We start from the raw sequence: 13,114 nt of genomic DNA, 5'->3' as shown, positions 1-13,114 counted from the left end.
GTTTTTATGACTTTTGACCTTGAATTTACATTTTTTGTCCATATCTCTCTGACAGATCAAGGCATTCCATTGTCTCTCGATGGATCAACAGTTTGAAACAGAAGTAAACGGAGCGATTATGAGCGATACAGTAACCACTAATAAAGAAACCCGTGGTTTTCAATCGGAAGTTAAGCAACTACTGCACCTGATGATTCACTCTTTGTATTCCAACAAAGAGATTTTTTTACGTGAATTGATTTCTAATGCTTCTGATGCAGCGGATAAGTTGCGTTTTCAAGCTCTCTCAAACCCTGAACTGTATCAGGGGGATGCCGAGTTAGCGGTCAAGCTATCGTTTGATAAAGATCAGCAGACGTTGACCATTGCCGATAATGGTATCGGTATGAGTCGTGATGAAGTGATCGAAAACCTTGGCACCATTGCGAAATCGGGGACCGCGGAGTTTTTCTCCAAACTTTCCGATCAGCAGTCGAAAAACTCACAATTGATTGGTCAATTTGGGGTTGGTTTCTATTCGGCCTTTATTGTTGCCGATGCGGTGACCGTGCGCACCCGTGCTGCGGGAAGCGCGGCGGCCGATGCGGTACAGTGGCATTCGCAAGGGGAAGGTGAGTACACGGTTGAAACCATTAATAAAGCCTCGCGTGGTACCGAAATCATTCTACATTTGCGCGAAGATGGCCAAGAATTTCTGTCCGAGTGGCGTCTGCGCGATGTGATTGGTAAATATTCTGATCACATTGGTATTCCGGTTTATATCCAAACTGCAGAGTTGGATGAACAAGGTCAAGCAACCGCTGTCACTCAATGGGAACAGGTCAATAAGGCGCAAGCGTTATGGACACGTTCTAAATCAGAGGTGAGCGATGAAGAATATAAAGAATTTTATAAGCATGTGTCGCATGATTTTAGCGATCCTTTGCTGTGGAGCCATAACAAGGTTGAAGGTAAAAATGATTACACCAGCTTGCTGTATATTCCAGCCAAAGCGCCGTGGGATCTTTACAACCGCGACCATAAACATGGCTTGAAGCTGTATGTGCAACGCGTGTTTATTATGGATGATGCAGCGCAGTTTATGCCTTCTTACCTGCGTTTTGTGCGTGGTTTGATTGACTCCAACGATCTGCCGCTCAACGTGTCACGCGAAATTCTGCAAGATAACAAGGTGACCCAATCGCTGCGTCAAGCCTGTACCAAACGCGTGCTGACCATGCTGGAGCGTATGGCGAGCAATGATGCCGAAAACTATCAAAAATTCTGGAAAGAGTTTGGTTTGGTACTTAAAGAAGGCCCAGCCGAAGATTTTGCCCACCGTGATCAAATTGCTAGCTTGCTACGTTTTGCTTCTACTCATGTCGATTCGGCAGAGCAAACCATCGGTCTTGCCGCTTATGTTGAGCGCATGAAAGAAGGTCAAGACAAGATCTACTATCTGACGGCAGACAGCTATACCGCTGCGAAAAACAGCCCACACTTGGAGCAGTTTAAGTCAAAAGGGATTGAAGTCATTCTGATGTTTGATCGCATTGACGAATGGTTGATGAATTATTTGCCAGAGTTTGAGGGTAAAGCGTTCCAGTCCATCACCAAAGCCGGCTTGGATCTCAGCCAGTTCGAAGATGAAGCCGAAAAAGAGAAACATAAAGAGACGGAAGAGCAATTTAAGTCTGTGGTTGAACGTATCAAAGGCTATTTAGGTAGCCGAGTGAAAGAGGTTCGTACCACGTTCAAACTGGCTAACACACCTGCAGTAGTGGTGACCGATGATTATGAAATGGGTACCCAAATGGCGAAACTATTGGCCGCAGCGGGTCAGTCTGCACCTGAAGTGAAGTACATCCTTGAAATTAACCCAGAGCATGCGTTGGTGAAAAGCATGGCTGATCAAGCGGATGAACAAATTTTTGGCCGCTGGGTTGAGGTATTACTGGGACAAGCCATGTTGGCCGAACGCGGTTCGATGGAAGATCCAAGCCAATTTTTAACGGCGATTAACCAACTATTAACCTCTACACACTAAAGCTTACTGGTGTGATCTTCGGTTTCTTAGCCCGCTTCGGCGGGCTTTTTAGTTGCTGAAGTTGGCGTTTTTAGAGTGGTGGTTGCAGCAAGCTGACGGATGCAGGTTTGGGTTATCCCCTTCCTACTTGAAGCTGCAGCGGTGTTGGCGACGTTCGCTCACCCCAATCACATAGTTTGCCTATGCTCATGGGGACTCACTCACTTGCCGCCTACCTGCAACTCCACGTTGTTTGGGGTATCACATTCTTTTGCAGTGGCCGCTATGCGGGCAAATTTGTGTGGTAGAATGCCGCACTTGAATGTGGTCATTAACGCGTGTATTTTTGCACGCCAGCTCGCTGTGCGGGCTGTTCTGTCTGTTATACCGAAACTTACCGTGAGTTTTTGCAAGCGCTGTGAGCTTCGGTATAAAAATTAATTAGTATGAGGATAAAACATGCGCATCATTCTTCTCGGCGCTCCGGGTGCAGGTAAAGGCACACAGGCTCAATTCATCATGGACAAATTTGCGATCCCACAAATTTCGACTGGTGACATGCTGCGTGCAGCCATCAAGGCGGGCACTGAGCTTGGTCAGCAAGCGAAAGCGGTAATCGATGCCGGGCAATTAGTCTCAGATGAGATCATTTTAGGTCTGATCAAAGAGCGTATTGCTCAAGCGGATTGTGAGAAAGGTTTCCTGCTTGATGGCTTCCCACGCACTATCCCACAAGCGGATGGCTTAAAAGCGATGGGTATCAATGTCGATTATGTGATTGAGTTTGATGTGGCTGATGATGTGATTGTTGAGCGCATGGCCGGTCGTCGTGCGCATATTGCTTCAGGTCGTACTTACCACGTAGTTTACAATCCACCGCAAGTGGCGGGTAAAGATGATGTGACTGGTGAAGATTTAGTGATCCGCGAAGATGATAAAGAAGAGACCGTTCGCGCACGTCTGCAAGTTTATCACACCCAAACTGCGCCGCTGATTGATTACTACGGTAAAGAAGCTGCGGCTGGTCATACTCAATATATTAAGTTTGATGGTACTAAACCAGTGAGCGAAGTGAGTGCTGACATCGCTCACGCTTTGGCGTAATAATTCTTTCGATTATCTGATTGGATTGATAGGTCAAATAAAGCGGCAGTGATGCCGCTTTTTTTATACACTTTAATCCGTAGAACGATAATCTTAGCCTTGTGCTTATTGAAGGAAGCGATGAATCAGCATAAAAAAGTCGGTATTTTGCTGGCCAATTTGGGTACGCCTAATGCACCAACGACGCAAGCGGTGAAAGCGTTCTTGAGCCAGTTTTTACATGATCAGCGGGTGGTGGATATGAATCGCTGGTTATGGTGTCCATTGCTGCATGGGATTATTTTGCCGACTCGTGCACCGAAAGTGGCTAAGCTGTATCAGTCGATTTGGATGGAGCAAGGCTCGCCACTGATGGTTTATTCGCTCAGTCAACAGGCAAAGCTGGCACAGCTAACTCAATTTCCAGTCGAGCTGGGTATGACTTATGGACAGCCGAGCTTATTGGACGGTGTACGTAAGTTGCAGCAGCAAGGCGTAGAGCAGATTGTTGTGCTACCGCTCTATCCGCAATATTCCGCTACGACAACGGCGGCGGTATTTGATGGTCTAGCACGAGCGTTGCGCCAATTACCTGTAGTCCCTCAGTTGCAATTTATTCCCGATTATCATGATCATCCGCTGTATATCCAAGCGCTCGCGCAAAGTGTTCGCGCTTCATGGCAGCAACATGGACAAGGTGATCTGTTACTTTGCTCTTACCATGGTATTCCGCAGCGCTATGCCGATCATGGCGATATTTATCCCCTACAGTGCCAAACCACCACTCGCTTACTGGCTGAGGCGTTAGGGTTAGCGGCGGATAAGGTGATGATGAGTTACCAGTCGCAGTTTGGTAAGGAAGTATGGCTGCAGCCTTATACTGACCAAACCATGCAAGCCTTGCCCAATCAGGGGGTGAAAAAGCTGGATGTGATTTGTCCTGCTTTTTCAGTCGATTGTTTAGAAACGTTAGAAGAGATCGCGGAGCAGAATCGGCACATTTTCCTGCACCATGGTGGTGAGGTTTTCCATTACATCGCTTGTTTAAACGATAGCTCGCCGCATATTGCCCTGATGGCGGATCTGGTCAATACGAATATTGGCAAGCCAATCATGGAGTATTAGAAAATCCCCCTTGGTGTGCTGGTATGGCAATCTAGTGCAATGGCGCTTAATGGCTGATTTCACCTTTGTCAGTTGGGTGTGATAGCATGCCCAAAAAAGTTGGCTGATAAGAATAAATATGAAACGTTGGTATTTACTTTACTGTAAGCGCGGTGAGCAGCAGCGCGCGCAGTTGCACTTGGATAATCAGAGTGTCGAGTGTTTCTACCCGAAAATATGGGTGGAGAAAATTCACAAAGGTAAGCAGCAAAAGCGCTTGGAACCACTGTTTCCATCCTATCTCTTTGTGCGCTTTGATTTTGAATTGGGTCCTTGCTTTACCACTGTGCGTTCAACGCGAGGAGTGGTGGATTTTGTACGCTTGGGGCTCATCCCACATGAAGTGCCAGCAGAACTGATTGATCAATTAAAGCTGCTTGATGCTGAAAAATCGTGCCAAGTGGTTAATCAGTTGCCAGAGCAAGGACAAATGGTACACGTTGCCCGAGGCCAGTTTGCTGGGATTGATGCTATTTATCAGCAACCGGATGGCGAAACTCGCTCGATTATGCTGGTTAACATGATCAGTCAGCAAGTACCGATCAGTATTGAAAATACGGATTGGGAAATCACCTAACGCTGAGTGAGTTTTCTGCGCTGCACACGATAAAAAAGCCAGAGCGATCGGATCGACTCTGGCTTTTTTGTTATCTGCGTTCTATTTGAGTTTGCTGTGAACGCATTAAAACTTAGTAAGCCTGTTTGTGCACCGCTTTCACCGCACGACCGGATGGATCGATGCAGTTTTTAAACGATTCATCCCACTCAATGGCTTTCGCGGAAGAGCAAGCGACGGATGGGCCTCCCGGTACGCAGCGTGCTGCTGATTCAAGTGGGAACAGTTCTTCAAAAATTTCTCGATACACGTAGCCTTCTTTGGTGGTCGGCGTGTTGTAAGGGAAGCGGAATGAGGCGCTCTCCATCTGTTGATCAGTGACTTTGGCTTCCGCAGTGGCTTTCAGAGTATCAATCCAGCCGTAACCGACGCCGTCAGAAAACTGCTCTTTTTGACGCCATGCAATCGACGCCGGCAGATAATCCTCAAAGCATTCGCGTAGAATGTGTTTTTCCATCTTACCGTTGCCACACATTTTATCTTGTGGGTTGAGGCGCATCGCGACATCAATAAACTCTTTATCGAGGAAGGGAACACGGCCTTCTACGCCCCAAGCCGCCAGTGATTTGTTCGCGCGAGCACAGTCAAATAGGTTGAGTGCTAGCAGTTTGCGAACCGTTTCTTCATGGAATTCTTGCGCGTTGGGGGCTTTGTGGAAATAGAGATAGCCACCAAAGATTTCATCTGCCCCTTCGCCAGAAAGCACCATTTTAATCCCCATCGCTTTGATTTTTCTGCCCATTAAGAACATCGGGGTTGAGGCTCGAATCGTTGTGACGTCATAAGTCTCAATGTGATAAATCACATCACGGATCGCGTCTAATCCTTCTTGCAGGGTATAGATCATTTCATGGTGAACGGTGCCAATTTGCTCTGCCACTTCACGCGCCGCTTTGAGATCTGGCGCGCCTTCTAAACCAATCGCGAATGAGTGCAATTGTGGCCACCAAGCGGCGGTTTTCTCATCATCTTCAATTCGCATGGCGGCAAAACGTTTCGCAATCGCTGAGGTAATTGATGAGTCGAGTCCACCAGACAGCAGTACCCCATAAGGCACATCGGTCATCAGTTGACGTTTTACTGCGGCTTCTAACGCTTGGGTGAGTTCTTGCTTGCTGCTGACGTTGTCTTTTACTGCATCATAGTGGTTCCAGTCTCGCACGTAGTAGCGCGTCGCGGTTTTATCTTGTGAGCTTAAATAGCTACCAGGAGGAAATTCACTCAAGGTTTTACACACCGGAACCAGTGCTTTCATTTCCGAAGCGACATATAAGTTACCGTGTTCATCATGGCCCTGATAAAGCGGGATGATGCCAATATGGTCACGGCCGATCAGGTACTGGTCTTTTTCTTCATCGTAGAGGACGAAGGCGAAAATGCCGTTGAGTTCTTCTAATAGCTCAACCCCTTTATCACGGTATAGAGCTAAGATCACCTCACAATCAGAGTCAGTTTGGAATTGATATTGGCCTTGGTAACGCTCACGGATCTCTTTGTGGTTATAGATTTCACCATTGACCGCTAAGATCAGCTTACGATCTGGGCTATACAGGGGTTGCGCACCGCTGCTCAGACCGACAATTGCCAGACGTTCATGAGCCAGAATGGCTTTGTCGCAGGCGTAGATCCCAGACCAGTCAGGGCCACGATGGCGCAGTTTTTTCGACATTTCCAGTGCCACTGGTCGTAATGCCGCTGCATCGGTTTTAATGTCTAAGATGCCAAAAATAGAACACATATCAATTCCTTTTAAATGTTTTTTAATCTGTTGGCATTAATTTGCCATTCTGATTAAAAATCGCAACCCTTGCTTAGGTTTTATTTTGAATAAAAAGATTTTGATTAAATTTTTTCTATTTATTTGTTGGTTTGGTTAGATGCGGTTTAATAATTGATGGGAAAATAGACGATAGGGCGAAATTCGCCCTATGCCTGACTAGCGTTTGGTAAAGTTTGGCTTGAGTTGCTCCGATACATGGCGTGCAAAACCAGTACCCGCCTCACTGTAAATGTTGAATGCCGCGTGAGCTCCTTGCTCAAGCAGGCTCTCGATCTGATCTGGATACTCTGCTATCGCGGCAATTTGTCCTTGGTAATGGCGTTTGTGTAATTGTTCAAGTGCCACTTGGTTAGCTTGATGGTGGGGCATCGCCAGTAACACCAGTTTGACTTTTCCGGTGTCAAAAATGCGCTCCCAAAAATCAGGGTCGGTTGCATCACCAGAGATCACATTGCGTCCCTGTTCACGATGGCTAATTGCGGCATCTTCACGAATTTCGACCCCGAGACAGATCTCGCCATGCCGTGAGGTGAGCTCTTCATAAGCGCCACGGCCGATCCTGCCCATGCCTAAAATCAGCACTTGTGCTGTACCAGGATCAATCAGCCGATCACGGGTATGCAGTGACTCGGCGGCACACTCTTTCAGCCATCTGGCTGAACGCTGGTATATGGCATGACCTTTACGTTCAATTGGCGCGGCTAAAATAAACGATAAAGGCACCGAAACCGCTAGGGCGACCAGAATATCACTGTTGATCCAGCCCATTTTGAACGCCAGTCCACCGACAATCAGCCCAAATTCACTGAAGTTAAACAGTGAGAATGACGCAAGCAATGAGGTGCGCACCCGGAAATGGAATTGATGGATGACCCAAAAATACAGAACCCCTTTGATTGGCAGCAGCAGCAGTAACAGCAGCGCAAGCATGATCCCGGTGCTGGTCGGTTGGGCGGACAGTCCGATATTGAGAAAGAAGCAGACTAAGAATACTTCTTTGAGATTGAATAGGGCTTTGGATAATTCCGAGGCTTTATGATGGCTGGCGAGCATCATGCCTAAAATCAGTGCGCCAAGATCGGGTTTCATACCAACCAGTTGGAAGCTGCCTGCGCCAACGACTAGCGCAAAGAAAATGCCAAATAGGACCAGCATTTCACCATGGCCGACCCAATCTAATAGTTCATAAAACAGTGGGCGTAGTAACGGCAGAATGAATAGGCCAATGGCGTACCACTCTGGCAGTTTGCCAGTGGAGGCGGTGAGGAACACTACTGCAAAAATATCCTGCATGACCAGAATACCAATCGCCAGCGTGCCGTAGGTGGCATTCATTTCACCTTTTTCTTGTAGCGATTTTACCGCAAAAACCGTACTAGAGAATGACAGGGCAAAACCGACCAAAAGCAGTTTATCCAACGAGAGCTCGGCCAGACTGGTGAGTCCTAGTTGTTTGAAGATCAACAATAAAATCGTGAATAGTGCGGTCGAGAGCAAATTGTGGATGGTCGCACCGGCCCAGATCTCTTTCGCGAGCAGAGTTTTGACCTCCAGCTTTAAGCCGATGGTAAACAGAAGCAGAGTGACCCCTAAATCCGCCAAGGTCGAAAGGGTCGCATTGCTTGTAAATCCATAAGCATTGAGGGCAAATCCGGCGATCAAAAAGCCGACCAGTGGGGGTAAATGGCACTTTAAAGCGATAAATCCGGCTAGAAAAGCCGCAGAAAGAAGTATCAAATCCATGAGCTATGTTCTTAATTTAATAATAAAAAAACGGTGGTATTACATACCACCGCCATTATAGGTTAATCTGTTGCTCAAATTTAACTAAAAAGCTTAGTCTTCCAACAATTTTTGTAACAAAACGCCATTTAACATCGCGCGCTTGATCATTGCAAAAGCACCTATGGTTGGTTGCTTATCGAGTTGTGAAGCGACAATAGGCAAATGTTGGTGGAACGTTTTTAGTGATTGATTTTCGACATTACGTTGAATGGCAGGAAACACGATCTCTTTGGTGGCGGTGATTTGTCCGGCAATCACAATTTTCTGTGGGTTAAACAGGTTGACGGTAATGGCAATCGCTTTGCCGAGTTGATTGCCGACTCGCACCAGCGCTTGTTTAGCCAGTTCATCACCTGCATTGGCATGTTGGCAAACTTCATCAATCGTGATGCTGGATAAATTAGCCAGTGATGATTCATAGCCTTGTGCGATCAATTTTTTAACTCGTGAAACAATCGCTGGATTGGTGGCGACAGTTTCTAGGCACCCAAAATTGCCGCACTGGCACTGTTCACCTAGTGGATCAATTTGAATATGGCCAATTTCACCAACGTTGCGGTTATAGCCTAAAAATACTTGGCCGTTAACGATGATCCCTGCCCCTGTACCGCGGTGCACGCTAACTAAGATCGAGTCTTGGCAGTCTTGACTGGCTCCGAAATAATGCTCGGCCAGCGCCATACCGCGTACATCGTTACCGACAAAACATTCCACCGCAAACTGTTCACGAATGGCAGCACCAAGCGGTAGTTGATTGATCTCAACATTGGGCATGTATTCCACTACGCCCGTCTCTGGATTAATCAAACCAGGTAGTGCAACACCAATCGCAATTAATTGTTCAATCAGAGCGTTATGTTGTTGCACAAATTGTTGGATGCGTTTGATAAGGTTGGTCAGCAACACCTCTTGGTTGTGGTAGTGAAACTCATGGTGCTCATCAACCAGCGAGTTTCCGCCCAAGTCATACAGACTGAGCTGGATATAGTCGCGGCCGATACGGACCGCGATAGAGTGAAAGGGTTGTACTTCGGTGGTTAACGAAATCGCTCGTCGACCACCCGTCGAAGCTTGTTGGGCGACCTCTTTAATCAGGCCGCGCTCAAGCAGTTGGCGGGTAATTTTAGTAACACTGGCGGGAGCCAACTGACTGATATCAGCCACTTGGATTCGACTGATCGGTCCTTGTTGGTCAATCAAGCGGTAAACCGCTGCACTATTTAGTTGTTTAACTAAATCTACGTTACCAATTTGTCCGCCATTCATTATTAATTGTGCTCGTATTGTCCGTTAACTACTGTCGCTTTAACATTGAAGTCGCGGTCAAAAACAGTCAGGTTGGCGATCATACCTTTTTTGATACGACCTAATTTATCATCAACACCGATTGCTTTGGCTGGATACAAAGTCGCCATTCGCAGCGCTTCATCTAAAGCGATCCCTACATGCTCAACCGTATTTTGAACTGCTTCAATCATGGTTAGGGCTGAGCCGCCAAGTGTACCATTTTCATCAATACATTTGCCGTCTCGGTAATATACTTTCTTACCAACAAAAATAAAGTGATCCATCTCTGCGCCTGCAGGAGCTGTGGCATCGGTCACTAATACTAGCTTATCGCCCTTGATTTTATGAGCAATTCGGATGTTGGCGTAATCAACATGGAAGCCATCGGCGATGATCCCCGCATACACTTCTGGCGTATCATAAATTGCGCCGACTACGCCGGGTTCACGACCCACCATTGGCGTCATCGCATTAAATAAATGAGTGGCGAAAGTGATGCCAGATTCAAAGCTTTGGCGTGCTTCGGCATAAGTTGCGTTGGTGTGGCCGATAGAAACTACAATCCCGGCTTTAACCAGTTTTTCGATGTGCTCAGGTCGGTTATTTTCCGGCGCTAGAGTCACTTTGGCGATCACATCGCGATTGGCACACATGGTTTCAATCATTTCGTCATCAGAAGGGCGGATAAAATCGACACTGTGAATGCCTTTTTTCATCACATTGAGGTAAGGGCCTTCTAAATGCAAACCGAGCGATTGATTCGGATATTGGTTTTGATACTCACGAGCTGCTGCAATCGCTTGACGCATATCTTGATCAGAAGAGGTGATCAGGGTCGGTAAGAAGCTAGTACAGCCAGATTTCAAATTGGCTTGGTGCATGATATCGATGGTTTTTGCCGTGATCTCATCATTGAGCATCACTCCACCACAGCCGTTGAGCTGTAAATCGATAAAACCAGGGCTAAGATTCGCACCTTGTAGGTCAATCACTTTAATATCCGCAGGCAAAGACGCGACTGGGCAAACCGCTTCGATTTGTTGGTGTTGGATAACCACCGCGTGGTTTATTAGTACATCATTGCCAGTATAGATTTTGCAGTTAGTTAGCGCGTACATGATCAGCTAATCCTCTTGTCAATATTTTTAGATTCAGTGTCTTCCCTTACTCGTTGACATTGTCGAGCAGCCTTCGCTCACCCAGTCGTAGCCTGTTGCTATGCTCATGGGGACGGATCTGCTGCTTAGCTGCAACACCAAGAGGTTTGGGCATAGCGACTTGACAAGATGACGCCACTAAAACGTGTATCCCCTTTCTGCTTGAAGCTGCAGTGGTGTTGGCTACGTTTGCTCACCCCAATCACATAGTTTGCCTATGCTCATGGGGACTCAATCACTTGCCGCTTACCTGCAACTCCAAGGAGTTTGGGTATCTTTCACTTAGTTAGCGAACTTTAATCAAGACGCGAATTATCTTTTTTGCTGAAGCCGACAGTAACTGCGGCTAAAAATAAGTGCTGGTCTGGCTATTTTTTATCGAGCTTTACCTGGTTAATTAAGTGCGTAAAGCGATGTTTAATAGTGTAACACGATGGAGGTCTGACCAACAAACGCTATGATACTAGTGTATCAAGGTTGTTTTTTTGTATCTTAAAATAAGTTTTATGATCTGGCTAGCAAAATCCTTGTATTGTGCCCGCGTCTGGTGATTAGGATCACAAATGATGAGGTTTTAATTTGCGGAGCAAAATTAATGTCATAAACTGACTTGGACTAAATTGGGAGGCTAAAAAAAGTCTTCTAATACTATATAAAAATCCTATAGGGGGAACTTAAGGTGAATATTCTCGGATACTTCCAGAAAGTAGGTAAGGCGTTGATGGTACCGGTTGCCACCTTGCCTGCCGCTGCAATACTCATGGGCATCGGTTACTGGATCGACCCTAATGGTTGGGGTGCAAACAGTGCATTAGCCGCTTTCTTGATCAAGGCGGGTGCTGCGATTATCGACAATATGTCAGTACTGTTTGCGGTCGGTGTCGCGTACGGTATGTCTAAAGATAAAGATGGTGCAGCGGCACTATCGGGTTTTGTTGGCTTCTTAGTGGTGACAACCCTACTGTCGCCAGGAGCGGTTGCACAAATTCAAGGTATTGATCCAAGTGCTGTGCCTGCTGCGTTTGGCAAAATTAACAACCAGTTTGTGGGTATCTTAGTCGGTATTGTTTCGGCGGAAATCTATAACCGTTTCTCAAGTGTTGAGCTGCACAAAGCGTTGGCGTTCTTCTCTGGTAAACGTTTGGTACCAATCTTGACCTCTTTCGCGGGTATCTTCATTGCCTTTATCCTGATGTACGTATGGCCACATGTGTATGGCGGTCTGGTGACATTTGGTGAGTCTATCCAAGATTTAGGCTCTGCTGGTGCGGGTATCTATGCCTTCTTTAACCGTTTATTAATCCCTGTTGGCTTACATCACGCACTTAACTCAGTATTCTGGTTTGATGTTGCGGGTATCAACGATATTCCTAACTTCTTAGGTGGTGCAAAATCTATCGCTGAAGGTACGGGTATCCCAGGTATTACCGGTATGTACCAAGCGGGCTTTTTCCCAATCATGATGTTTGGTCTACCAGGTGCGGCACTGGCTATCTATCACACCTCTACAGCTAAGAATAAAGAAAAAGTGGCTTCGATCATGATCGCAGCAGGCTTTGCTTCATTCTTTACTGGTGTAACTGAACCACTTGAATTCTCATTCATGTTCCTAGCTCCAGCGCTGTATGTACTGCACGCAGCGTTAACTGGTCTGTCAGTGTTCATCGCCGCTTCAATGCAGTGGATTGCAGGTTTTGGTTTCTCAGCCGGTCTGGTCGATATGGTGTTGTCATCTCGCAACCCTCTAGCCGTTAACTGGTACATGCTGATTGCACAAGGTCTGGTATTCTTTGCTCTGTACTATGTGATTTTCCGCACTGCAATTTTAAAATTCGGTCTGAAAACACCAGGTCGTGAAGATGATGACAGCGACAATCAAATCTCTGGCGCAAAAGAGTCTTCTGAGCTAGCAAAACAGTACCTGAAAGCTCTGGGTGGCCATGCTAACTTGTCAAGCATTGATGCGTGTATCACTCGTCTACGCCTATCGGTTAACGATATGAGCGTAATTGATGAGAAAACTTTAAAAGCATTGGGTGCAATGGGTGTGGTGAAATTGGGTACCAATAACCTGCAAGTGATCCTTGGCCCTCTAGCCGAAATCGTGGCGGGTGAAATGAAAAATATCAACCCAAACGATGATCTCTCAGCTGTAAAACTGCCATAGTCGTTGATCAATTTTAGAGATACTTCAAGCCTTCGCGAAAGCGGAGGCTTTTTCGTTACCGCTTGCCAAG

General features: G+C 46.5%; 9 protein-coding genes. 5 read left to right on the top strand and 4 right to left on the bottom strand.

Going from position 1 to position 13,114, the window contains the following annotated elements:
* Positions 1–118 precede the first annotated feature (118 nt).
* From htpG to rfaH, 4 genes are all read left to right on the top strand, one after another.
* Entirely contained in the window at positions 119–2,026 is a 1,908-nt protein-coding gene (gene htpG / locus OOK74_RS07935; protein WP_278182544.1) for a molecular chaperone HtpG, read from the top strand.
* A 438-nt stretch (positions 2,027–2,464) separates the two neighbouring features.
* Positions 2,465–3,109 (top strand): adenylate kinase, encoded by a 645-nt coding sequence (gene adk, locus OOK74_RS07930; protein ID WP_278182543.1) that lies wholly within the window; start codon positions 2,465–2,467, stop codon positions 3,107–3,109.
* A gap of 120 nt (positions 3,110–3,229) precedes the next feature.
* Entirely contained in the window at positions 3,230–4,213 is a 984-nt protein-coding gene (hemH, locus tag OOK74_RS07925; RefSeq protein WP_278182542.1) for a ferrochelatase, read from the top strand.
* Positions 4,214–4,331: 118 nt separating this feature from the next.
* Positions 4,332–4,829 (top strand): transcription/translation regulatory transformer protein RfaH, encoded by a 498-nt coding sequence (gene rfaH, locus OOK74_RS07920; RefSeq protein ID WP_278182541.1) that lies wholly within the window; start codon positions 4,332–4,334, stop codon positions 4,827–4,829.
* A 112-nt stretch (positions 4,830–4,941) separates the two neighbouring features.
* On the opposite strand, the gene asnB is transcribed toward rfaH, so the two are convergent.
* From asnB to nagA, 4 genes are all read right to left on the bottom strand, one after another.
* Positions 4,942–6,606: an asparagine synthase B gene (gene asnB, locus OOK74_RS07915; RefSeq protein ID WP_166014627.1), complete on the bottom strand. Its 1,665-nt coding sequence runs from the start codon at positions 6,604–6,606 to the stop codon at positions 4,942–4,944.
* Positions 6,607–6,804: 198 nt separating this feature from the next.
* Positions 6,805–8,391, bottom strand: coding sequence for a cation:proton antiporter family protein (locus OOK74_RS07910; protein WP_166014628.1), 1,587 nt, complete (start codon positions 8,389–8,391; stop codon positions 6,805–6,807).
* A 93-nt stretch (positions 8,392–8,484) separates the two neighbouring features.
* On the bottom strand, positions 8,485–9,699 hold the full coding sequence (gene nagC, locus OOK74_RS07905; RefSeq protein WP_166014629.1) for a DNA-binding transcriptional regulator NagC: 1,215 nt from the start codon (positions 9,697–9,699) through the stop codon (positions 8,485–8,487).
* Between the two features lie 2 nt (positions 9,700–9,701).
* Complete coding sequence (nagA, locus tag OOK74_RS07900; protein ID WP_166014630.1) at positions 9,702–10,838, bottom strand: N-acetylglucosamine-6-phosphate deacetylase; 1,137 nt, start codon at positions 10,836–10,838, stop codon at positions 9,702–9,704.
* Positions 10,839–11,556: 718 nt separating this feature from the next.
* Between nagA and nagE the strand changes: the two genes are divergently transcribed.
* Positions 11,557–13,044 carry an N-acetylglucosamine-specific PTS transporter subunit IIBC gene (gene nagE / locus OOK74_RS07895; RefSeq protein ID WP_166014631.1) on the top strand — a complete coding sequence of 496 codons (1,488 nt, stop codon included), beginning with the start codon at positions 11,557–11,559 and terminating at the stop codon, positions 13,042–13,044.
* Positions 13,045–13,114 lie beyond the last annotated feature (70 nt).

This window comes from Vibrio misgurnus, from assembly GCF_029635775.1.
GTDB lineage: Bacteria > Pseudomonadota > Gammaproteobacteria > Enterobacterales > Vibrionaceae > Vibrio > Vibrio chanodichtyis.
The sequence above is the reverse complement of the archived record's forward strand: the minus strand, read 5'-3'. Positions and strand labels throughout refer to the sequence as shown.

Excerpts from the sequence above, each read along its gene's own strand:
- adk (WP_278182543.1), top strand. The coding sequence starts at position 2,465 with ATGCGCATCATTCTTCTCGGCGCTCCGGGTGCAGGTAAAGGCACACAG.
- asnB (WP_166014627.1), bottom strand. The coding sequence starts at position 6,606 with ATGTGTTCTATTTTTGGCATCTTAGACATTAAAACCGATGCAGCGGCA.
- nagC (WP_166014629.1), bottom strand. The coding sequence starts at position 9,699 with ATGAATGGCGGACAAATTGGTAACGTAGATTTAGTTAAACAACTAAAT.
- rfaH (WP_278182541.1), top strand. The coding sequence starts at position 4,332 with ATGAAACGTTGGTATTTACTTTACTGTAAGCGCGGTGAGCAGCAGCGC.
- OOK74_RS07910 (WP_166014628.1), bottom strand. The coding sequence starts at position 8,391 with ATGGATTTGATACTTCTTTCTGCGGCTTTTCTAGCCGGATTTATCGCT.
- hemH (WP_278182542.1), top strand. The coding sequence starts at position 3,230 with ATGAATCAGCATAAAAAAGTCGGTATTTTGCTGGCCAATTTGGGTACG.
- htpG (WP_278182544.1), top strand. The coding sequence starts at position 119 with ATGAGCGATACAGTAACCACTAATAAAGAAACCCGTGGTTTTCAATCG.
- nagA (WP_166014630.1), bottom strand. The coding sequence starts at position 10,838 with ATGTACGCGCTAACTAACTGCAAAATCTATACTGGCAATGATGTACTA.